The organism is Bacillus cereus (genome assembly GCF_002561295.1).
Classification (GTDB): Bacteria; Bacillota; Bacilli; order Bacillales; family Bacillaceae_G; genus Bacillus_A; species Bacillus_A cereus_S.
This window is the reverse complement of the sequence record NZ_NTUG01000005.1, coordinates 431,162-450,562: the sequence shown is the minus strand read 5'-3', so window position 1 is coordinate 450,562 and position 19,401 is coordinate 431,162. Positions and strand designations below refer to the sequence as shown.

The window sequence follows — 19,401 nt, the reverse complement described above, 5'->3', positions numbered from 1 at the left end:
GACTAGAAGTAGGAAGCAAGTAGCTTGAAGTGCAATATTTGACATGAAAGAGTGGGTATTAGGATGCAGATTCTGTTTCTACTTTTTATTTTTAGGCTCGTTTTCACCTTGTCACGTTATTCTTTCTGGTGTATCATTTTATTGATTGCTTCGTACGGAATAAGCAAAATGAAATTGGATGGAGGAAACCGATGCCTACCCCTAGTATGGAAGATTATATTGAACAAATTTATTTGTTAATTGATGAAAAGGGATATGCCCGCGTATCTGATATTGCTGAAGCGCTTAGTGTACATCCATCCTCTGTAACGAAAATGGTACAAAAATTAGATAAAGATGAGTATCTCATTTATGAAAAATATAGAGGGCTTGTATTAACATCAAAAGGGAAAAAAATCGGGGAGCGTCTTGTATATCGTCACGAATTACTGGAACAATTTATGCGTATTATCGGTGTGGATGAAAACAAGATTTATAATGATGTAGAAGGAATTGAACATCATTTAAGTTGGGAAGCGATTGATCGCATTGGTGATTTAGTGCAATATTTTGAACAAGATGAGCTTCGAATTGAAAAACTTCGCGGTGTTCAAAAAGCAAATGAAGAGCAGGGTAAGTAAAGGGAGCGAGAGACGTTTCCTTTTTTTGTTTGAAAGAGGAATTGACTTTATGTAAGTTGAAATATAAAAATATCTTTTTGTAAAGGACGGGGTTGGAATGAAAGCAATTATTTTTGACTTTGATGGATTAATTGTAGATACAGAGACAATTTGGTTCCAATCTTTTCAGGAAGTCATTCGTGAATATGGTGGAAATTTACCTCTAGAAGAGTTTGCAAAATGTATTGGAACAACAGATGAAGTGCTTTATGCCTATATTGAGCAACAATTGAAAGAGCAATTTAATAGGAACTTGCTAGAAGAAAAAGTTTCAGTTTTACATCAAGAGAAAATGAAAATACCAGTGGCTCGCGATGGTGTGAAAGAATACTTAGAAGAAGCAAAACGTCTTGGAGTAAGGGTTGGTTTAGCTTCTAGTTCTTCGAGAAAATGGGTTGTTGGGTTCTTAGAGGATTTAGGAATTCGAGAGTATTTTGAAGTTATTAAAACAAAGGAAGATGTTGAGAAAGTAAAACCAGATCCAGCGCTGTATCAGGCAGCTCTTGAGGAATTGAAGATTGATGCTTCAGAAGCGGTTGTATTTGAGGATTCAGTAAATGGATTGGAAGCAGCGATTGCGGCGGGATTAAAATGTGTCGTTGTTCCTAATGAGGTTACAAAAGCTTTGCAGTTTGAAAATCACCATCTTCGCTTAGAAAGTATGAAAGAAAAGAGTTTAACAGAAGTACTTCGATATGTGAGAGAGAGCAAATAAAAAAGAAAAACCGCATTTCCTAAAAGGAAGCGCGGTCTTTCTTTTTATTTTTTTTACCTTCAATCACAGTTAAATGAGATTGTTTTCGTTTCTTTTTTAATACGGATGTATTGCCTTTCTTACCTTTGTCATCAGAAGCATTTCGTTTTAATAAAGAATTGCTTAGGGGTGCTACGTTTTGTTTTCCGTATTTTCGGTTCGATTGTTTCGCAGCACGCTTATAAGAGTTTTGCGAATTGGCGGAACCGCTGGAGCTTGTAAACATTTTATATAATAAATAAAAGACACCAACAACAAGTAACATAATGGCAATGTTTTTGACCATTCCGTATGGATCTGTAATTGCAGATGACACGAGACCAAATATTGCTAACCCAATAATAAGCATGACTAAAGCGAACGTAAACGAACGACCGTTCATAGGGAACACCTCCTAAATAACATATATTAAAATTAGTATATTAGCGATAAGGAAAGGAGTTGAGTACCATTTTAAAAAAATTATTGTTCTTTTCCTTCTAAACGTAATAATTCTTCGAAAGATGCAATTGCAACTTCAACTTGATCATCTTCTGGTTCTTTTGTAGTTAATAGTTGCAGCCATAATCCTGGATATCCTAATGCTCGCAAAACAGGAATATCTCGTAATCGATTTGTAAATTGTAACACTTCAAAAGAAATACCTAGAACAACTGGAATTAATAAAATTCGATTTACTACTCTGGCCCAAAGAGGATCAGTAGGGACAAGGAAGTAAACAAACATGCCGATAATGACTGTAAAGATAATAAAACTACTGCCACAGCGATAATGGAGGCGAGTTTGTTTTTGGACATTTTCTACAGTCAGTGGAAGGTTGTTTTCGTAGGCGTTGATAACTTTATGTTCCGCACCGTGATATTGGAATACACGCTTAATGAGCGGAGTTAGTGACACAATATATATATAGCTCAGTAATAGGATAAGCTTAATAATGCTTTCGACAATAATTTGCCCGGTGTGAGATGGGAAAATGGGTCTTGTCAATTCCGCTAAAAGTGCGGGAACTGCTGTGAAAATAACTTTTCCGAATATGAACGATAGGACTCCGACTGCTGCTACTCCTAATATCATTGTTAATTTTGATTGTTCGTCTTTCTTGTTTGCGAGGTGTTCATCTTCTTCAGGATGAACATCAAATCGTTCCGAAGCAAAGTTTAAATGCTTTGCTCCATTCGCACTTGCATCAACGATAGCGGCAATACCACGTAAAAATGGAACTTTCTTTAGTGCAGATGATATTTTATTACGTGTACGTGGTAGTCGATAAAATTCGATTGATTTATCTTTACGACGAACTGCTGTAACAGTATATTCTCTACCGCCAAACATAACTCCTTCTATGACCGCTTGCCCACCGTATATTTGTTTTGTCTCCTCTGCCATGTTAACACCAACCTGTATTTGTTTCTCTCTTATGTAGAAAAGAGGCAATTGTCACACTTGGTTCTGTCATTGTGAGATTTGACAATCACCGAGTTTCCTTTATTTTATCGACAAACACAAGCTGCTGACAAGGAAAAATGTTACGGAAGCTAGACATTTCTTATTCTTTTTATAGACAAATTTTGCATGATTTAAACATGCTTCAAAATAGTTTCGGACATACTAGTAAGCGGAGGTGTTGATGTGAAGCAAGAACAATCAACAACAAAGAAATTTGTACAGATTGGTCTATTTGGCGGTGTGTTTTGGGGGGGGATATGGTATTTTCTTTCTGCTTTTTCATTTACAGAAGCTGGGCCAAACTATTTGCTTTTACCGTTTGCATTTGGAGCGTGGAAAGAAGGAGTTTGGGGAAATATATTAGGTATTGTTTGTATGGGGCTTCTTTCTATTTTAGTTGCATTTCTCTATAAGATTCTTTTCAAAAGATTTGAAGGGATACTGCCCGGCATATTATATGGTCTTTTTTGGTGGTGTATTTTATTTTTAGGGCTCGGTTCTATTGCGCCTGTTATTAAAAATGCACTCCATTTACCGAAAGAAACAATTGTCACAACGATATGTATTTTTATTTTATATGGTGTATTTATCACGTATTCTGTTTCGTTTGAAGCGAACAATGTGAATCAAGGAGAAGGAAGCGAGTAGACAAACTATTCAAATAAGTGTCTCCTGTGTTAAAATGTTGTATAGACATTTTTATATTAAGGAGTTTTACAAAATGAAGAAAGTACTCCTCGTTAACGGTCCTAATCTAAATCGCCTTGGTGTTCGAGAGGTGAATGTATACGGGAAAGGAACGTTAGCGACACTTGAAACAGAAATGAAGCAAGAAGCGAAGAAATTGGGAGTGGAGTTAGAATGTTTTCAATCCAATCATGAAGGTGCTCTTATTGATATCATTCATGAGGCTGATGATATATATGAAGGAATCATTCTAAATCCAGGAGCATTTACGCATTATAGCTATGCGATTCGGGATGCAATTGCAAGTATCTCGATTCCAGTGATTGAGGTACATATTTCCAACATCCATCAGCGTGAATCGTTTCGTCATGAATCTGTAACGGCCGCTGTCAGTGCAGGACAAATTGTTGGATTTGGTTTTTATGGTTATAAATTAGCGTTATTTGCATTGGTGGAGAAGCTTAGGGAGGCATAAACGAATGGAAAAGATTACGAAGTTAAGAAGTGCATTTGGTGAAGCTGGTATTGATGGTGTTTTATTAACAAATGAATATAGCCGTAGATATATGACGAACTTTACAGGGACAGCAGGTGTTGTACTTATTTCGAATGATCGCGCTCTATTTATTACGGATTTCCGCTATGTAGAGCAAGCTAGTAAACAAGCTATCGCTTATGAAATTGTACAACATACAGGACTAATTCTTGATGAAGTTGCGAAACAAGTGGAAAATTTGGGGATTCAAAAGCTTGGCTTTGAGCAAGATACTCTTACATACAGTTCTTATACAGCACATAAAGAAGCGATTGGAGCAGAATTTGTTCCAACTTCAGGGCTTGTAGAAAACTTACGCTTGATTAAGACTGATTCAGAGATTAAGATATTAAAGGAAGCTGCACAGATTGCAGATGCTGCCTTTGAGCATATTCTATCATTCATTCGCCCAGGCGTATCTGAAATTGAAGTGTCAAATGAACTTGAATTTTTCATGAGAAAACAAGGAGCAACATCTTCTTCGTTTGATATTATCGTTGCTTCAGGACTTCGTTCAGCATTGCCGCATGGTGTGGCATCTGAAAAAGTGATAGAAAAAGGAGATTTCGTCACATTAGACTTCGGTGCTTATTATAAAGGATATTGCTCTGATATTACGCGTACGATTGCAGTCGGCGAACCATCTGATAAATTAAAAGAAATTTACAATGTCGTTTTAGAAGCACAGCTTCGTGGTGTAAACGGCATTAAAGCTGGTTTAACTGGTCGTGAAGCTGATGCATTAACACGTGACTACATAACAGAAAAAGGATACGGTGAATATTTCGGACATTCTACTGGTCATGGAGTGGGTCTTGAGATTCATGAAGCACCAGGTTTAGCGTTCCGCTCTGAAACGGTACTTGAGCCAGGTATGGCTGTGACAGTAGAACCAGGTATTTATATTCCAGGTGTTGGCGGCGTACGTATTGAAGATGATATTATTGTAACAAGTGAAGGTAATGAAGTAATTACGAAGTCTCCAAAAGAACTTATTATTTTGTAATACACAGGAGGATTTTTTGCATGATTTCAGTAAACGATTTTCGTACAGGTTTAACAATTGCGGTGGACAACGCCCTTTGGCAAGTTCTAGATTTCCAACACGTAAAGCCAGGTAAAGGTGCTGCGTTCGTTCGCTCTAAACTACGTAACCTTCGCACAGGTTCTGTTCAAGAAAAAACATTCCGTGCTGGTGAAAAAGTAGAAAAAGCACATATCGAAAACCGTCGTATGCAATACTTATATGCGAGTGGAGAGTCTCACGTATTTATGGATAACGGAACTTATGAGCAAATCGAACTTGGTGAAGCTCAAATCGAGCGCGAGCTAAAATTCTTAAAAGAAAACATGGAAGTAGCTATTATGACATACCAAGGCGAAGTACTTGGCGTTGAACTTCCAAATACTGTAGAGTTAAAAGTTGTTGAAACAGAGCCAGGTATTAAAGGTGACACAGCTTCTAACGTAACAAAACCAGCTACATTAGAAACTGGACTTGTTGTACAAGTACCGATCTTTATTAACGAAGGCGAAATGCTTATCATCAACACAGGTGAAGGTAAATACGTTTCTCGTGCATAGTTATAAAAAAGCACTCGTGATCATCACGAGTGCTTTTTTATAGGAAATAGGGCAGATAGTAAATCGCGGTTATAACGAAACTAACTACGACGAGTGAAAGAGTCCCCATAATATATGGGGTCAAAACAATTTGAAATGGGCGTATTTCACCAGTCTCAACGCCAGTTAATGTTTTACTTACTGCATGATCTGTAATATTGTTTCTATGGTTACTCATAATAATTAGCCATGTAAGTGCAAATATAGCTAAACTGCCAAGGAAAAAGCTCTCCATAAATGACCAACTGACCATTTTTGAAAAAAGATAAATAATAGCTAATTCTACTACAATTGTTAAACCAATTTTCAATATCTTCATATTTTCCCTCCTCATTTACAATCACTCTTAATAAAGAGTGATTTTTTCGTTCCTGTTCCATTGCAAAACGAATGAATGCTTTTGTATCTTCTACAGTTTCTACTTTTATCCCTAGTGTGTCTTTCACATGTGGATCGTTTGATAATGTAAAAATGATATCTACATATTGTAAATCGAGTGGTAATAATGTTACATGCCTCCCCCTTCCTAGTATTAAATATAACATAAATAATGTGAATATTCAGATTCAATTGATGGTGAAACTAGAAAATTATGTTTTTACTTCTGAAATAGACAACCTCTGCATATGGTTGTACAAATATATGCTTTTTGGAGTAAGGCTTATTCAGTAAGTCTAAGAAGTTACTTGAAAAGTAATTGGTAAGGAGAGAAGGTGGGAAAATGAAACAATGGCTGGCGGCAATGGAAACATCCGTGCTTGTTATGGGATTGCTTCGGTTGTTTTCAGGTAGCGCGGAGATATTCGCCGCTTTGCTTATGCTTTATGTGAATGATGCAAAAAAAGCATTGTTTATAAATGGTATGTTGGCATTCGTCGGACCGACTGTATTGATTCTAACGATGACAATTGGTATTGCAAGCGTTGCAAATGAAATTTCTTTTTTGAAACTATTTTTTCTAACCCTTGGAATTGGCTGTATTTTTATCGCGGTACTGAAGTAGTAAATCAATCATAGTGGGGAGACGCTTATGAAAGAAGTATTAGAAGTTTTACCAAAGCATATGAAACAGTTCATTGAAGGCTGTGAACAATATAACACGTTAGAAGAAATTCGGGTCCGAATCGGAAGACCACTTGAATGTATTGCGCATGGAGAAGTGTTCTTTTATGACTATGTCGTTACAGCGGAGGATGCAATTTACTTATTGAATAAGCTGAGTCAATATTCCATTTATACGATGGAAGAGGAGCTGAAGCGCGGATATGTTACTTTGCGCGGTGGGCACAGAATTGGTTTAGCTGGAAAAGTAATTACTGAGAAAAGTGCAGTGAAAATGATTCGGGATGTGTCGTCATTTAATATTCGGATTGCACGTCAAAAAATTGGAATTGCTGAGCCGCTTCTGCCTTATTTGTATAGTGCACGTTGGCTGAATACGATGGTGATTGGGCCACCACAAACAGGGAAAACAACACTTTTAAGGGATGTTGCACGTTGTATGAGCCAAGGAGTTTATTCTCATGAAATTCCTTCTTGTAAAGTTGGGATTGTTGATGAGCGCTCAGAAATTGCTGGATGTGTAAAAGGAATTCCGCAATATGAGTTTGGCCCTCGTGTTGATGTGCTAGATGCGTGTCCGAAAGCAGAAGGAATGATGATGATGATTCGTTCTATGAGCCCGGATATATTAATAGTGGATGAGATTGGGCGTATGGAAGATAGTGAGGCTATTATGGAGGCGGTCCATGCAGGTGTTCAGCTTTTTATAAGTGCTCATGGATTTTCTTTTGATGATGTAATGAAAAGACCATCTTTAAAGGCTGTGATGGAACTTGGGGTGTTTGATCGCTTTATTGAACTATCAAAGGCAAAAGGACCTGGAACCGTTGTCCAAGTGAAAGATGGGGATGGCAAGCCTGTTCAAAGGCAAGGGAAGGCTCAAAGTGTATGGTGAAAATATTTGGTGCGGTATTAATTGTAGCGGTGACGACTTTCTTTGGTTTTTCGTATGCGAAAAGGTATAGTGAACGTCCGCGTCAACTTAGGCTTTTAAAGGCAGCACTTCAATCGCTAGAAGCTGAAATTATGTATGGACATACACCGTTATCAGAAGCATCTGAACGCTTAGTAAAACAAATGCCGAAGCCTTTAAATTGGATATTTGAAAGTTTTTCGAGGCGTTTAGAAAGCGGTGAACAAACAGTTAGAGAAGCTTGGCTTGATAGTTTACAAGAAAACTGGAAACTTACTGCATTTAAACAAACCGAATATGAAATTTTACAACAATTTGGCGAAACGTTAGGGCAGCATGATCGAGAATCGCAGCAAAAGCATATTCGTTTATGTATTACTCATTTAGAAAGAGAAGAGGGCGAAGCGAAAGCACTACAAATTCAGTATGAAAAAATGATTAAGAGTTTAGGGGTATTAGCAGGACTACTTATCGTAATTTTACTGCTATAGGGGGGGAGAAAGGCGATGTCCATCGATGTTGGATTAATATTTCAAATCGCCGGAATCGGCATTGTTTTAGCTTTCATTCATACAGTTCTAAAAGAGTTAAAGCGGGAGGATATTGCAAATTGGGTAATTCTTGTTGGCTTTGTCGTTATTTTATTTCATGTTGCTTTTTTGATTAATACTTTGTTTGACAAGATTAAAAGTGTCTTTCTCTTCCAGTAAAGGGGGCGGTTCGAATCGAAATCTTGCAAATTGTCGGATTGGGCCTCGTTGCAACATTTTTAGCAGCTGTGCTAAATCAGCATAAATCTAGCATTACTTCTTTGTTTATTGTATTTGTTGCGAGTGTAATGTTCCTGCTACTAATCGATCAAATTCATTCCATTTTGAGAATGATTGAGAGAGTTGCAAGTGAGGCAAAAGTGAGCAATGTTTATGTAGAGACGCTGCTAAAAATCATTGGAATTGCGTACATTGCCGAGTTTGGAGCGCAGATTACAAAGGATGCTGGTCAAGGCGCAATTGCTTCGAAAATTGAGCTGGCGGGAAAAATTTTAATTCTTGTTATGGCGATTCCTATTTTAACAGTTGTAATTGAAACAATTCTCGGCTTTTTACCTACAGGATAAGGAGGAGTGGATGTTGCGAAGGGTTGGAATTAAGCTACTATTTGCTTGCTTCCTTTTCTTTTCTTTACCAATTGTTGTACAAGCTTCTCCTGTAGAACAAAGCGTTGTGGATCAGCAATTGGATAAATTAGGGATTGAAGATGTGAAGCAGTTTTGGGACGGGCTTGTTACAAAATATGGAGGCTATTTGCCGGAGAGTCAAAAGGGAAGTTTTATGGAATTTGTAAAGGGTGAAAAGGAAATTTCCATAAAAGAATGGATGATGGGGTTATTAAAATATTTATTTCATGAGCTTGTTGCAAATGGAAAGTTACTTGGAACGCTCATTATGCTCACAATTTTTAGTGCGCTATTACAGTCTCTGCAATCAGCTTTTTCAAAGAGTAGCGTTAGTAAAATTGCAGATGCGGTTGTATATATGGTGTTAATTATTTTTGCTCTAAATAGCTTTTATGTCGTAATGACGTATGCACGGGAAACGATTCAAACGATGGTAGATTTCATATTAGCGCTCCTTCCAATTCTTCTAGCACTCATAGCGACAGGGGGAGGGGTCGTATCGGTATCTTTCTTCCATCCGGTTATCATTTTTTTAATGAATACGAGTGGGCTACTTATGAACTATATTGTACTTCCGCTTTTATTACTGGCGACCATTTTAAGTATTGTAAGTACAATGAGCGATCAATACAAAGTTACGAAGTTGTCCAAGCTCCTGCAAAATGTAAGTGTTGGGATTATTGGTATCTTTTTAACAATTTTTCTCGGTGTACTATCCGTTCAAGGGACAGCGACAGCAGTTGCTGATGGTATAGCCGTTAAAACAGCGAAGTTTGTAACAGGGAATTTTATTCCTGTAGTAGGGCGGATGTTTACAGAAGCGGCGGATACTGTAATTAGCGCTTCTGGTTTGCTAAAGAATACAGTCGGGATTATCGGGCTTGTTATTTTATGTTTAATTGTTGCCTTTCCAGCGATTCAAATTTTTTGTATCGGGTTTATTTATAAATTCGCAGCAGCAGTACTACAGCCAGTTGGCGGAGGCGCTATTATTAAATGTTTAGATATCATAGGACGAAGTATTATTTATGTATTTGCCAGTTTAGCTATCGTATCCTTTATGTTCTTTCTAAGTATTACCATTATTATTGCTGCAGGGAATATTACTCTCATGATGCGATAGGAGGTGAAGAGTATGCAATTTGTTACAGAGTGGATTCGAAATATTATCGTATTTTTGCTCTTAGCGACGATGCTGCATCTTATTCTTCCTAATTCGAATTTACAAAAGTATGTCAAATTTGTCGTGAGCTTATTACTAGTCGTATTAATCTTGACGCCGCTATTTAAATTGTTACAAACAGATGTAAATGAAGTAATCGCAAATTTTAATCAAGAAAAATATGTAGCGGATGGATCAATAAAAAATTCAATTGATGAGAAGAAAAAAGAAATACAAGCCCTAACACATGCATATAGTTTAGAAGAGATGGCTGTCAAAATGAAAAAAGAAGTTGGAAAAGAGTTTGAGAAAAAGTATGGCGTGACAGTATCTGAAATACAAATAATTGCCGCAGAAACTAAGGAAGAAGTAAAAACGGCAAAAGATATTCAATCTGTTATTGTGACATTAAAAGAAACGGAGTCAAAGAAAAACGCTGCAATTGAGACGGTAAAACCAATTGAAATTAATACGCAAGAACCAAGACAAACTTCGCAAGAAACAAATGTAGAAATGAAAGAGTTCTTCTCAAGTAAATGGCAGCTAGAGGATAAACAAATCCAAGTTCAAATGGAAGGGAGGACAGGTAGCGTAAATGGACAATAAAGATAAAAATTCGAGATTCTCATTTTTTCGCAACGTATTGAAAGGGGACGACAAAGAAGATAAGGAGAAGGGAAAGAAGGTAACACCGAAGTTTTTGCTTGTCCTACTCATACTTGGAATGTTACTTATGTTTTCTAGTAATTTCTTTGGGCCGAAAAAAGAAGAAATACCTGTGTTTAAAGAAAAGACAAGTCAAGATGCTGGAAAAGATGTACCGACTTTTGGACAAAAAAGTAGTGATAATATGTCAACTGTAGAAAAATACGAAAAAGCGTATGAACAAGAATTGAAAGCAGCGTTAGAGGATATAACAGGGGTCAAAGATGTGTCTATTGAAGTGAACTTGGATTCGTCTGAAGAAAAGATACTTGAAAAGAATATAGTAAAGCGATCACAAACAACTGGTGAAACAGATAAAACAGGGGGCAAAAGGCAAGTTGAAGATGAATCAACTGATGAAAAAACAGTGATTATACGTGAAGGTGATAAGGAAACTCCGATTGTACTGCGAACAGAAAAGCCGAAAGTACGAGGTGTTCTTGTTGTAGCAAAAGGAGTGGATAATATACAAATAAAAGCAATGGTGAAAGAAGCGGTGACGCGTATGCTTGATGTACCATCTCACCGCGTTGCAGTACTACCAAAAAAGAGCTAGGGAGGAACTAAAGTGTTAAAAAAACAAACAGTTTGGTTATTAACAATGCTAAGTTTAGTAGTCGTGTTGTCTGTATACTATGTCACAACACCTGATAAAATGAATACTGCTACACCGACAACGGGTGAAAAAGTTGGACAAGGAAAGCAAGGTATTGAAAATGAAGTAACGAAAGAAACAACAAAGGAAACATCAAATAAAGAAGTGACTTCAAAAGAGACATCAGGTAAAGAAGCAGAGAAAAAAGAGAATAGTAAAAAAGAAACAGGGAAAAGTGAAGGGAATATAACGGTTCAATCAAGCGACGAAAACTTTACAGCGCTTCGTTTGCAAATGGAAGATCAACGCAGTGCAGAGAAAGAAAAGTTACAAGACGTTATGAAATCAACAAAATCTTCTGCTGAAGAAATAAGTAAAGCGAAAGATCAATTAAACGCAATTGATAAGTTGGAAACAAAGGAAGGGCTACTTGAAACAGTAATTAAATCACAAGGTGGCTACAAAGATGCGCTTGTAAGAGCAGATGGAGCGGATATTAAAATCACAGTAAAAGCTACAAAACATTCTCCAAAAGAGGCAAATAAAATTATCCAACTTGTTCGTACTGAAGCAGGATCCAAAGATGTAGGTGTCAAGTTTGATCCAGTAAAATAAAGTGGAAATTTAATCAGTGGGGGCTTTCCGTCTCCCGCTGATTATTACTCGTGAATAGTGAGGGGAATAAAAAAGAGCTATCGTTTTCGATAGCTCTTTTCTGTTTTTTCTTTTGGAGTGGTTGTAATGTTTTTTATAGGAAAAGGAGACATGCGCTGAGAGTGAAAAATTAAAGGCTCGTGGTAATGTTGATTGCCTTTTCCATACTTTATATGAGTGAAGACGATGATGAGCCAGATCAATACGGTTGGTACGAATAAGATAAGCCATATCATATTTTTGCACCTCACTATAAGATACTTTACTTTGAACATACTATTCGTATGTGAAGGAAGGATGAACGGCTTGTAAATAAAAAAATAATATTTGGTAAATATACTTTGATAAAGCAACAAATGAAGGGATATATATAATGAAAAAGCGAAAGGAACTTTTTTAGAGAGGAGAGAGAATCCGTCTATGCATAGAAGCGATCAGAGCCTTTTCTGCCTTGTCCCAAGATTAAAACAAAGAAAGAAAAAATATGTTTTTTACGAAGTGGTCTTGCCAATTTTGAGTGAAACTTGGTATTATTACTAGGTAACAATTTTTTAGTGAAATAATATTTTTACAGGAATTTCGATTTATCGTAAAGAAATATAAATTGGAATGTTGAAAATATTTATCGTAAAATGAGAGTAGCAAAAGTTTCTATTAGAAAATGTTATAGGAATGATTTTTCTAATAGAATGAATCGTATCTTTGCAGACAACAGCGTTCGTTTTTATATGTTCATATCTGTAAGAGCGAGACAAACAAGTGTATGGGAGTGGATTTTACATGTTTAAAATTCAAGAAGTTCGTGAATTAATTAAGTTAATTGATAGCTCTAATATTGATGAATTTGAATACAAAAAAGATGGTACGACAATCAAAATGAAAAAGCGTGGTAATGAAGTTGTTTCAGTGCAGACAGCTCCAGTAGCGAAACAAGTATTACAAACACAAGTGGTAGAAGCGGAAACAGCGGTAGCAGCTGCGCAGGTAGAAGCACCGAAACAGGAAGAAAATAAAGGTGTTAAAGATGAGAATTTACACAAAATCATATCGCCGATGGTTGGAACATTTTATTCCTCTTCTTCACCTGATACACCAGCATACATAAGTGTCGGTGATCGTGTTTCAGAAGGTACAGTCGTTTGCATTGTCGAAGCAATGAAGCTTTTTAATGAAATTGAAGCAGAAGTAAATGGAGAGATTGTTGAAATTCTTGTTAACAACGGACAACTTGTTGAATATGGACAACCGCTATTTCTTGTAAAAGCGTAATAAGGGAGTCTTTGTGATGATAAAAAAAGTATTAATAGCCAATCGTGGGGAAATTGCTGTACGAATTATTCGTGCTTGCAAAGAGATGAATATTGAAACAGTAGCTATTTATTCAGAAGCGGATAAAGAATCACTTCATGTGCAAATCGCAGATGAAGCGTATTGTGTTGGACCGACAATTTCGAAAGAAAGTTATTTGAATTTGACGAACATTATAAGTGTTGCAAAATTAACAGGCTGTGATGCGATTCACCCTGGTTATGGATTTTTAGCAGAAAATGCAGATTTTGCAGAGTTATGCCGTGAATGTAACTTGATTTTTATTGGTCCAAGTCCAGAAGCTATATCAAAGATGGGCACAAAAGACGTTGCTCGTGATACAATGAAGGACGCAGGGGTTCCGATTGTACCCGGTTCACAAGGAATTATTAAAAGTACGGAAGAAGCGATTGAACTTGCTAATCAAATTCAATATCCTGTTATTATTAAAGCGACTGCAGGCGGCGGCGGAAAAGGAATCCGTGTTGCACGCCATGAAGAGGAGCTTGTAAAGGGAATTCAAATTACGCAGCAAGAAGCTAGTACCGCTTTTGGTAACCCTGGTGTATACTTAGAAAAGTACGTTGAAGATTTCCGCCATGTTGAGATTCAAATTATGGCAGATGCACATGGTAATGCCATCCATTTAGGAGAGCGTGATTGTACAATTCAGCGCCGTTTGCAAAAACTATTAGAAGAAAGTCCTTCTCCAGCTCTAGATGCGGATATTCGTAATCAGATGGGGGAAGCGGCAGTAAAAGCAGCGGTAGCGGTTGAATATACAGGTGCTGGTACGGTTGAGTTTATTTATGAATATAAAACAAAAAGCTTTTACTTTATGGAGATGAACACGCGAATCCAAGTAGAGCATCCGGTTACAGAAATGGTAACAGGGATGGATTTAATTAAAGAACAGATTCGTGTTGCTTCTGGAGAAAAGTTATCGTTACAGCAAGAAGAAGTACAATTTAATGGCTGGGCAATTGAATGTCGAATTAATGCGGAAAACCCTGCCAAAAACTTTATGCCATCCCCAGGTAAAGTAGAAATGTATTTACCGCCAGGAGGATTTGGTATTCGCGTCGATTCAGCTGTTTATCCTGGATATTCAATTCCACCTTTTTATGATTCGATGATTGCAAAATTAATTGTTCACGGGAAAACACGTGAAGAAGCAATTGCAAAAATGAAACGAGCGCTTAGTGAATTCGTCATTGAAGGTGTACATACGACAATCCCGTTCCATTTACAATTGCTAGATCATCCTGATTTTATAAAAGGGGAATTTAATACGAAATTTTTGGAAGAGCATGAACTTGTGACGCAGTGATACATTTAAAGGAGGTTTTTTTCATGGCTGAACATATGTTAGATATGGGTCAAGATACAACCCTTGGAAAAGTAGAAATTGCACCAGAAGTAATTGAAGTAATTGCAGGCATCGCTGCTGTTGAAGTAGATGGTGTAGCAGCAATGCGTGGTAACTTTGCAACAGATGTTGTTGAAAAGTTAGGGAAGAAAAATCACGGTAAAGGTGTGAAGGTTGAATTAGCAAATGACGATATTATCGTTGATGTTTATGTTGTCATGTATTTTGGTGTAGCTATTCCAGTTGTTGCACAAAAAATTCAAGATAATATTCGCCAAGCGCTCTTTACAATGACAGGTCTTGAGCCGAAAGAAGTAAATGTTCACATCGTTGGTGTAACATTCGAAACGCAAAAAACAGAAATCGAGCCAGTTTAAGAATGAAAAGGTGCCTCGTTCAATAGGCACCTTTTTTCTCGTTTCACCACTTCACATATGAATCCTCCGAATTATTATACTATTTTCAAAAATGAGAAAAATAAATAAGGATGATACATTTTTCCAAAAAACGTACATTGTGATAGGGTATGGAACTTGAAGTTAATCTTTTTATTATTTTTCAGCCTTGTAACCCGTGTATGAAATGATAAATTGTGTTATTATCATTGTATTATAAGGTTGCAAAATCAATGAAAACTGTAAGAGTAAGTAAATTGACAGCTTATAAATTATAATAATATAACAAAACATAAGGAAAGACTTGAAGTATAAAGGAGAGTTACAATGAAACGTAGGACGGCTAGAGAAAGAGCCATGCAAGCATTATATCAAATGGATATTACTGGAGAATTAGAGCCGAAAGTAGCGGTGGAAAATACGCTAGAAGAAGGCGAAGAAACAAATGAGTTTTTAGAGTCACTTGTTGTTGGTTTTGTAGAACATAAAGAAGCAATTGATGAAGCAATTCGTCAAAATTTAAAGAAGTGGAAATTAGAACGTATTAGTATTGTGGATCGCAGTATTTTACGTCTAGCTGTGTATGAAATGAAGTACATGGAAGAAATTCCACACAACGTAACAATTAACGAAGCAATTGAAATTGCAAAAACATTTGGGGATGAGGAATCTCGTCGTTTTATAAACGGCGTTTTATCTAATATAAAAGACACACTGTAATTTCTTTAAGGGGGAATCTTAAAATGGTAGCAGTAATCATCAAAGGAAATGAAGTTGCGGAGAAAAAACGAGCACAATTAAAAGAAGATGTTGTGAAGTTGAAAGAGCAAGGGATTGTACCAGGATTAGCCGTTATTTTAGTTGGAGAAGACCCAGCATCTCGTTCTTATGTAAAAGGAAAAGAAAAGGGCTGTGAACAAGTTGGAATTTATTCAGAGCTAATTGAGCTTCCAGATACAATTACAGAAGAGCGTTTGCTAGCTGAAATTGATCGCCTAAATGAGGATGACCGTATTAATGGGATATTGGTGCAATTACCTTTACCGAAACATATTGAAGAGAAAGCTATCATTGAAAGAATTTCACCTGAAAAGGATGTAGATGGATTCCATCCAATCAGCGTTGGCCGTATGATGACGGGACAAGATACATTCCTTCCGTGTACACCACATGGCATTGTGGAATTAGTAAAAGAAACAAATCTTGATATTTCAGGAAAACATGTTGTTGTAATCGGAAGAAGCAATATTGTTGGGAAACCAGTGGGACAACTATTTTTAAATGAAAATGCGACTGTAACATACTGCCACTCCAAAACGAAAAATATAAAAGAATTAGCGAAGCTAGCTGATATTTTAATTGTAGCTATTGGGAGACCAAAAATGGTAACAGCTGACTATATAAAAGAAGGTGCAGTTGTAATTGATGTTGGTGTTAATCGCTTAGAAACAGGAAAACTATGCGGCGATGTTGATTTTGATAATGTGCTGGATATTGCAGGATACATTACACCTGTACCAAAAGGAGTCGGTCCAATGACAATTACAATGCTCCTTCATAATACAGTTGAATCTGCCAAACGAGCAGGTGTTGTTTGTAAATAATTTGAATCGGCTATGAGGAGAGAGAGATGGAAAAGCAATATTTAACCGTTACAGCATTAACACGCTATATAAAAACAAAAATAGAGTATGACCCGCATTTGCAGTCTGTTTGGTTAAAAGGAGAAATTTCAAACTTTAAATATCATAGCCGTGGTCATATGTATTTCACATTGAAAGATGAAAATGCAAGGATAGCGGCGGTTATGTTTGCGGGGCATAATCGCAATATAAAATTCAAACCAGAAAATGGAATGAAAGTGCTTGTGAAAGGGAAAATCTCTGTCTATGAGGCGAGTGGTTCCTATCAAATTTATATTCAAGATATGCAGCCTGATGGAATTGGAAATCTTCATTTAGCTTATGAACAATTAAAAGTTCGATTAGAAGAGGAAGGGTTGTTTTCTCAAGTTTATAAACAGCACATCCCTGCCTATGCGAAAACAATTGGTGTTATTACATCTCCAACAGGAGCTGCGATTCGAGATATTATAACGACGATTAAACGCCGTTATCCAATTGGGAATGTTATTGTATTTCCGGTACTTGTACAAGGGGAGTCAGCGGCTCCCTCGATTGTACAAGCGATTCGTAAGGCGAATGAGATGAATGAGATAGATGTGTTAATTGTTGGGCGTGGTGGTGGCTCAATTGAGGAATTATGGGCCTTTAATGAAGAAAGTGTTGCACGGGCGATTTTCACAAGTGCAATTCCAATTATTTCAGCAGTTGGACATGAAACAGACTTTACAATTGCAGATTTTGTAGCAGATTTACGTGCACCAACTCCAACAGCAGCAGCAGAACTTGCAGCACCTAATATACTTGAATTACAAGAGAAAGTGTTACAAAGAACACTTCGCATGCAAAGAGCAATGCGAGAGATGGTACATAAAAGGCAAGAGCAACTGCAAACACTCCAAAAATCGTACGCATTTCGTTATCCAAGGCAAGTGTATGAGCAAAAAGAAGAGCAGTTAGATCGTGCTCTTGAACAGCTTATGCTAGCGAAAGGGCGCTATATAGATAAAAAGGTAAATCAGTTGCAACAGCTCTCATTTTATTTGGAGAAACATCATCCATCTCAAAAGATTTTACAAACGAAGACAAAGATAGAGATACTGCAAAAACAAATACAGCGTGAAATGCAAACATTAATGCAAACGAAAGAGTTTGCATTTATGAGAGCCGCTCAGAAGCTAGAGGCACTTAGCCCCCTTAAAATAATGATGAGGGGATACGGGCTCGTATATAGCGAGGAAAAGCAAGTGTTAAAAAGCGTGAAAGGTGTTAGCCTTGGTGATGGTGTTTCCGTACAATTACAAGATGGAGTGTTGGATTGTAATGTAGCGGGCATAGAGGAGCGTGAATTGAACGATGGAAAATAAAGTAAGCTTTGAAGAGGCGATTTCTCAACTTGAACAACTTGTTGCTAAGCTTGAACAAGGTGATGTTCCTTTAGAAGAGGCGATTTCATATTTTAAAGAAGGTATGGAGTTGTCTAAGTTATGTGATGAGAAATTGAAAGATGTGCAAGAACAAATGGCAGTGATCCTTGGAGAGGATGGAGAACTTAAACCATTTACTGCTGTAGGAGATGAAGCATAGTGACATATGTAGCTTTTGATGCCTTTTTGAAAGAAAGTAAAGCTTTCGTTGAAGAACAGCTTGTGCGCTATGCAAATCAATTACAATGTCCAAATGTACTTCGCGAAGCGATGATATACTCATTGGAAGCGGGCGGAAAACGTCTCCGTCCGTTACTTTTATTTGCAACGTTGCAAGCGTTTGAAAAAGAAAGGGAATTGGGCATAGGAGCAGCTTGTGCTCTTGAAATGATACATACGTATTCATTAATTCATGATGATTTACCATGTATGGATGATGATGATTTAAGGCGAGGAAAGCCAACAAATCATAAAGTGTTTGGTGAAGCGATGGCTGTTTTAGCAGGAGATGGCTTGTTGACATATGCATTTCAGGCAGTGACAGCATACGATCATCAAGACGTTCAGGCAGAAACAAAGCTAAGGCTTGCTCTTGAACTTGCAAAAGCAGCTGGACCAGAGGGGATGGTTGCTGGACAAGTAGCGGATATGGAAGCAGAAGGAAAGCGACTCGAACTGAGGGAATTAGAATATATCCATAAGCATAAAACGGGGCGATTACTAGAATATGCGGTGCTTGCAGGAGCTATACTTGCGGGAGCAACACCGGAGCAAGAGGAAAAACTACTTGCATTTGCAAAATATATTGGCCTGGCTTTCCAAATTCGAGATGATATTTTAGATGTTGAAGGTACAGAGGAAGAAATTGGGAAACCTATTGGTAGTGATGCTTCCAATGAAAAAAGTACATATACAACATTATTTACAATTGATGAGGCAAAATGTATCTTAGAAGAAACAATTGGCAAAGCGAAAGATGCAATCGCATCATTACAATTACAAGATGAGCATTTATTATCCATTTGTGATTTAATCGCAAAGCGCAATAACTAATGTAAGAGCGTTTTCATTTGTTGAGTCATTCAACATTTTGTGGTATAAATGTAGAAAAAGGTTTTTCTTTTCTTGTTATTGGCAAAAATATATCTAGATTACGTTGCCGTTATCACTTTGTGTTAGCGGCTCTTTTTTCATCGGATAGAGAAACAATGCAAATTGCCGGTTTCTTATTTGAATGAGATATTGCGCTTTCTAAGAACGTAGGAGAAGAGGGCGAAGTGTCTTGTTCAGTGACGATGAAATAGAGTG

The 19,401-nt window shown here is 37.1% G+C and carries 26 protein-coding genes and 1 pseudogene; 23 read left to right on the top strand and 4 right to left on the bottom strand.

All coding sequences use genetic code 11. From position 1 onward, the window contains the following. Positions 1–191 precede the first annotated feature (191 nt). Positions 192–620: a transcriptional regulator MntR gene (gene mntR, locus CN373_RS05855; protein WP_001143074.1), complete on the top strand. Its 429-nt coding sequence runs from the start codon at positions 192–194 to the stop codon at positions 618–620. A gap of 97 nt (positions 621–717) precedes the next feature. Continuing rightward, complete coding sequence (locus CN373_RS05850) at positions 718–1,374, top strand: HAD family hydrolase (RefSeq protein WP_098358938.1); 657 nt, start codon at positions 718–720, stop codon at positions 1,372–1,374. Between the two features lie 19 nt (positions 1,375–1,393). Here CN373_RS05850 and CN373_RS05845 read toward each other — a convergent pair whose 3' ends face one another. Together CN373_RS05845 and CN373_RS05840 are read right to left on the bottom strand one after the other, a co-directional pair. Then, on the bottom strand, positions 1,394–1,795 hold the full coding sequence (locus tag CN373_RS05845) for an SA1362 family protein (protein WP_001014470.1): 402 nt from the start codon (positions 1,793–1,795) through the stop codon (positions 1,394–1,396). A gap of 80 nt (positions 1,796–1,875) precedes the next feature. Beyond that, positions 1,876–2,799 (bottom strand): DUF1385 domain-containing protein, encoded by a 924-nt coding sequence (locus CN373_RS05840; protein ID WP_098358937.1) that lies wholly within the window; start codon positions 2,797–2,799, stop codon positions 1,876–1,878. A gap of 243 nt (positions 2,800–3,042) precedes the next feature. Between CN373_RS05840 and CN373_RS05835 the strand changes: the two genes are divergently transcribed. The 4 genes from CN373_RS05835 to efp all read left to right on the top strand — a co-directional run bounded on the left by CN373_RS05835 (position 3,043) and on the right by efp (position 5,665). Continuing rightward, positions 3,043–3,507 (top strand): YqhR family membrane protein, encoded by a 465-nt coding sequence (locus CN373_RS05835; RefSeq protein WP_098358936.1) that lies wholly within the window; start codon positions 3,043–3,045, stop codon positions 3,505–3,507. A gap of 73 nt (positions 3,508–3,580) precedes the next feature. After that, positions 3,581–4,021: a type II 3-dehydroquinate dehydratase gene (gene aroQ, locus CN373_RS05830; RefSeq protein ID WP_000757090.1), complete on the top strand. Its 441-nt coding sequence runs from the start codon at positions 3,581–3,583 to the stop codon at positions 4,019–4,021. Positions 4,022–4,025: 4 nt separating this feature from the next. Continuing rightward, positions 4,026–5,087, top strand: a complete 1,062-nt coding sequence (pepQ, locus tag CN373_RS05825; protein WP_098358935.1) for a Xaa-Pro dipeptidase — start codon at positions 4,026–4,028, stop codon at positions 5,085–5,087. Positions 5,088–5,107: 20 nt separating this feature from the next. After that, a complete protein-coding gene (gene efp, locus CN373_RS05820; protein ID WP_000626506.1) occupies positions 5,108–5,665 on the top strand; it encodes an elongation factor P in 558 nt (185 codons plus the stop codon). Positions 5,666–5,702: 37 nt separating this feature from the next. Here the strand turns inward: efp and CN373_RS05815 are convergent, their stop codons facing one another. Beyond that, positions 5,703–6,023, bottom strand: coding sequence for a hypothetical protein (locus tag CN373_RS05815; RefSeq protein ID WP_098358934.1), 321 nt, complete (start codon positions 6,021–6,023; stop codon positions 5,703–5,705). 1 nt (position 6,024) lies between these two features. Continuing rightward, a pseudogene (locus CN373_RS25795) lies at positions 6,025–6,249 on the bottom strand (GNAT family N-acetyltransferase); the annotation flags it as partial. A gap of 176 nt (positions 6,250–6,425) precedes the next feature. Here CN373_RS25795 and CN373_RS05805 point away from each other — a divergent pair. The 17 genes from CN373_RS05805 (at position 6,426) to CN373_RS05720 (ending at position 19,146) form a co-directional block, all read left to right on the top strand. After that, a complete protein-coding gene (locus tag CN373_RS05805; protein ID WP_017150874.1) occupies positions 6,426–6,707 on the top strand; it encodes a YqhV family protein in 282 nt (93 codons plus the stop codon). Between the two features lie 27 nt (positions 6,708–6,734). Next, positions 6,735–7,661, top strand: coding sequence for a stage III sporulation protein AA (gene spoIIIAA / locus CN373_RS05800; protein ID WP_098358933.1), 927 nt, complete (start codon positions 6,735–6,737; stop codon positions 7,659–7,661). Beyond that, positions 7,655–8,170, top strand: a complete 516-nt coding sequence (gene spoIIIAB, locus CN373_RS05795) for a stage III sporulation protein SpoIIIAB (protein WP_000238705.1) — start codon at positions 7,655–7,657, stop codon at positions 8,168–8,170. The genes spoIIIAA and spoIIIAB overlap by 7 nt, the downstream gene beginning before the upstream one ends. Positions 8,171–8,185: 15 nt before the next feature. Then, a complete protein-coding gene (gene spoIIIAC, locus CN373_RS05790) occupies positions 8,186–8,389 on the top strand; it encodes a stage III sporulation protein AC (protein WP_000020914.1) in 204 nt (67 codons plus the stop codon). Between the two features lie 23 nt (positions 8,390–8,412). Further along, a complete protein-coding gene (gene spoIIIAD / locus CN373_RS05785) occupies positions 8,413–8,796 on the top strand; it encodes a stage III sporulation protein AD (protein ID WP_001167588.1) in 384 nt (127 codons plus the stop codon). Between the two features lie 10 nt (positions 8,797–8,806). Continuing rightward, positions 8,807–9,979 (top strand): stage III sporulation protein AE, encoded by a 1,173-nt coding sequence (spoIIIAE, locus tag CN373_RS05780; protein ID WP_098358932.1) that lies wholly within the window; start codon positions 8,807–8,809, stop codon positions 9,977–9,979. Positions 9,980–9,991: 12 nt separating this feature from the next. Continuing rightward, positions 9,992–10,624 (top strand): stage III sporulation protein AF, encoded by a 633-nt coding sequence (gene spoIIIAF, locus CN373_RS05775; protein WP_001161057.1) that lies wholly within the window; start codon positions 9,992–9,994, stop codon positions 10,622–10,624. Beyond that, positions 10,614–11,279, top strand: a complete 666-nt coding sequence (gene spoIIIAG / locus CN373_RS05770; protein ID WP_000368893.1) for a stage III sporulation protein AG — start codon at positions 10,614–10,616, stop codon at positions 11,277–11,279. The genes spoIIIAF and spoIIIAG overlap by 11 nt, the downstream gene beginning before the upstream one ends. 12 nt (positions 11,280–11,291) lie before the next feature. Continuing rightward, positions 11,292–11,933 (top strand): SpoIIIAH-like family protein, encoded by a 642-nt coding sequence (locus CN373_RS05765; RefSeq protein WP_000914725.1) that lies wholly within the window; start codon positions 11,292–11,294, stop codon positions 11,931–11,933. 819 nt (positions 11,934–12,752) lie between these two features. Next, entirely contained in the window at positions 12,753–13,241 is a 489-nt protein-coding gene (accB, locus tag CN373_RS05755; protein WP_000472876.1) for an acetyl-CoA carboxylase biotin carboxyl carrier protein, read from the top strand. Positions 13,242–13,257: 16 nt separating this feature from the next. Then, a complete protein-coding gene (gene accC, locus CN373_RS05750; RefSeq protein ID WP_000592885.1) occupies positions 13,258–14,610 on the top strand; it encodes an acetyl-CoA carboxylase biotin carboxylase subunit in 1,353 nt (450 codons plus the stop codon). 23 nt (positions 14,611–14,633) lie between these two features. After that, positions 14,634–15,026, top strand: coding sequence for an Asp23/Gls24 family envelope stress response protein (locus CN373_RS05745; RefSeq protein ID WP_000807632.1), 393 nt, complete (start codon positions 14,634–14,636; stop codon positions 15,024–15,026). A gap of 345 nt (positions 15,027–15,371) precedes the next feature. Then, a complete protein-coding gene (gene nusB / locus CN373_RS05740; protein ID WP_026589988.1) occupies positions 15,372–15,764 on the top strand; it encodes a N utilization substance protein NusB in 393 nt (130 codons plus the stop codon). Positions 15,765–15,787: 23 nt separating this feature from the next. After that, complete coding sequence (gene folD, locus CN373_RS05735) at positions 15,788–16,648, top strand: bifunctional methylenetetrahydrofolate dehydrogenase/methenyltetrahydrofolate cyclohydrolase FolD (RefSeq protein WP_000226718.1); 861 nt, start codon at positions 15,788–15,790, stop codon at positions 16,646–16,648. A 26-nt stretch (positions 16,649–16,674) separates the two neighbouring features. Continuing rightward, on the top strand, positions 16,675–18,033 hold the full coding sequence (gene xseA, locus CN373_RS05730) for an exodeoxyribonuclease VII large subunit (RefSeq protein WP_098358931.1): 1,359 nt from the start codon (positions 16,675–16,677) through the stop codon (positions 18,031–18,033). After that, positions 18,023–18,253: an exodeoxyribonuclease VII small subunit gene (locus CN373_RS05725; protein WP_000428978.1), complete on the top strand. Its 231-nt coding sequence runs from the start codon at positions 18,023–18,025 to the stop codon at positions 18,251–18,253. Before xseA ends, CN373_RS05725 begins: the two co-directional genes overlap by 11 nt. Next, complete coding sequence (locus CN373_RS05720; RefSeq protein WP_098358930.1) at positions 18,253–19,146, top strand: polyprenyl synthetase family protein; 894 nt, start codon at positions 18,253–18,255, stop codon at positions 19,144–19,146. The genes CN373_RS05725 and CN373_RS05720 overlap by 1 nt, the downstream gene beginning before the upstream one ends. The last annotated feature ends 255 nt before the right edge of the window (positions 19,147–19,401 follow it).

Bases quoted from the DNA above. Each gene is read 5' to 3' on its own strand.
- CN373_RS05850 (WP_098358938.1), top strand. From the start codon at position 718: ATGAAAGCAATTATTTTTGACTTTGATGGATTAATTGTAGATACAGAG.
- CN373_RS05840 (WP_098358937.1), bottom strand. From the start codon at position 2,799: ATGGCAGAGGAGACAAAACAAATATACGGTGGGCAAGCGGTCATAGAA.
- xseA (WP_098358931.1), top strand. From the start codon at position 16,675: ATGGAAAAGCAATATTTAACCGTTACAGCATTAACACGCTATATAAAA.
- mntR (WP_001143074.1), top strand. From the start codon at position 192: ATGCCTACCCCTAGTATGGAAGATTATATTGAACAAATTTATTTGTTA.
- accC (WP_000592885.1), top strand. From the start codon at position 13,258: ATGATAAAAAAAGTATTAATAGCCAATCGTGGGGAAATTGCTGTACGA.
- spoIIIAE (WP_098358932.1), top strand. From the start codon at position 8,807: ATGTTGCGAAGGGTTGGAATTAAGCTACTATTTGCTTGCTTCCTTTTC.
- aroQ (WP_000757090.1), top strand. From the start codon at position 3,581: ATGAAGAAAGTACTCCTCGTTAACGGTCCTAATCTAAATCGCCTTGGT.
- spoIIIAB (WP_000238705.1), top strand. From the start codon at position 7,655: ATGGTGAAAATATTTGGTGCGGTATTAATTGTAGCGGTGACGACTTTC.
- efp (WP_000626506.1), top strand. From the start codon at position 5,108: ATGATTTCAGTAAACGATTTTCGTACAGGTTTAACAATTGCGGTGGAC.
- spoIIIAC (WP_000020914.1), top strand. From the start codon at position 8,186: ATGTCCATCGATGTTGGATTAATATTTCAAATCGCCGGAATCGGCATT.
- CN373_RS05745 (WP_000807632.1), top strand. From the start codon at position 14,634: ATGGCTGAACATATGTTAGATATGGGTCAAGATACAACCCTTGGAAAA.
- spoIIIAA (WP_098358933.1), top strand. From the start codon at position 6,735: ATGAAAGAAGTATTAGAAGTTTTACCAAAGCATATGAAACAGTTCATT.
- spoIIIAF (WP_001161057.1), top strand. From the start codon at position 9,992: ATGCAATTTGTTACAGAGTGGATTCGAAATATTATCGTATTTTTGCTC.
- CN373_RS05725 (WP_000428978.1), top strand. From the start codon at position 18,023: ATGGAAAATAAAGTAAGCTTTGAAGAGGCGATTTCTCAACTTGAACAA.
- accB (WP_000472876.1), top strand. From the start codon at position 12,753: ATGTTTAAAATTCAAGAAGTTCGTGAATTAATTAAGTTAATTGATAGC.
- CN373_RS05845 (WP_001014470.1), bottom strand. From the start codon at position 1,795: ATGAACGGTCGTTCGTTTACGTTCGCTTTAGTCATGCTTATTATTGGG.
- CN373_RS05805 (WP_017150874.1), top strand. From the start codon at position 6,426: ATGAAACAATGGCTGGCGGCAATGGAAACATCCGTGCTTGTTATGGGA.
- spoIIIAG (WP_000368893.1), top strand. From the start codon at position 10,614: ATGGACAATAAAGATAAAAATTCGAGATTCTCATTTTTTCGCAACGTA.
- folD (WP_000226718.1), top strand. From the start codon at position 15,788: ATGGTAGCAGTAATCATCAAAGGAAATGAAGTTGCGGAGAAAAAACGA.
- CN373_RS05815 (WP_098358934.1), bottom strand. From the start codon at position 6,023: ATGAAGATATTGAAAATTGGTTTAACAATTGTAGTAGAATTAGCTATT.
- nusB (WP_026589988.1), top strand. From the start codon at position 15,372: ATGAAACGTAGGACGGCTAGAGAAAGAGCCATGCAAGCATTATATCAA.
- pepQ (WP_098358935.1), top strand. From the start codon at position 4,026: ATGGAAAAGATTACGAAGTTAAGAAGTGCATTTGGTGAAGCTGGTATT.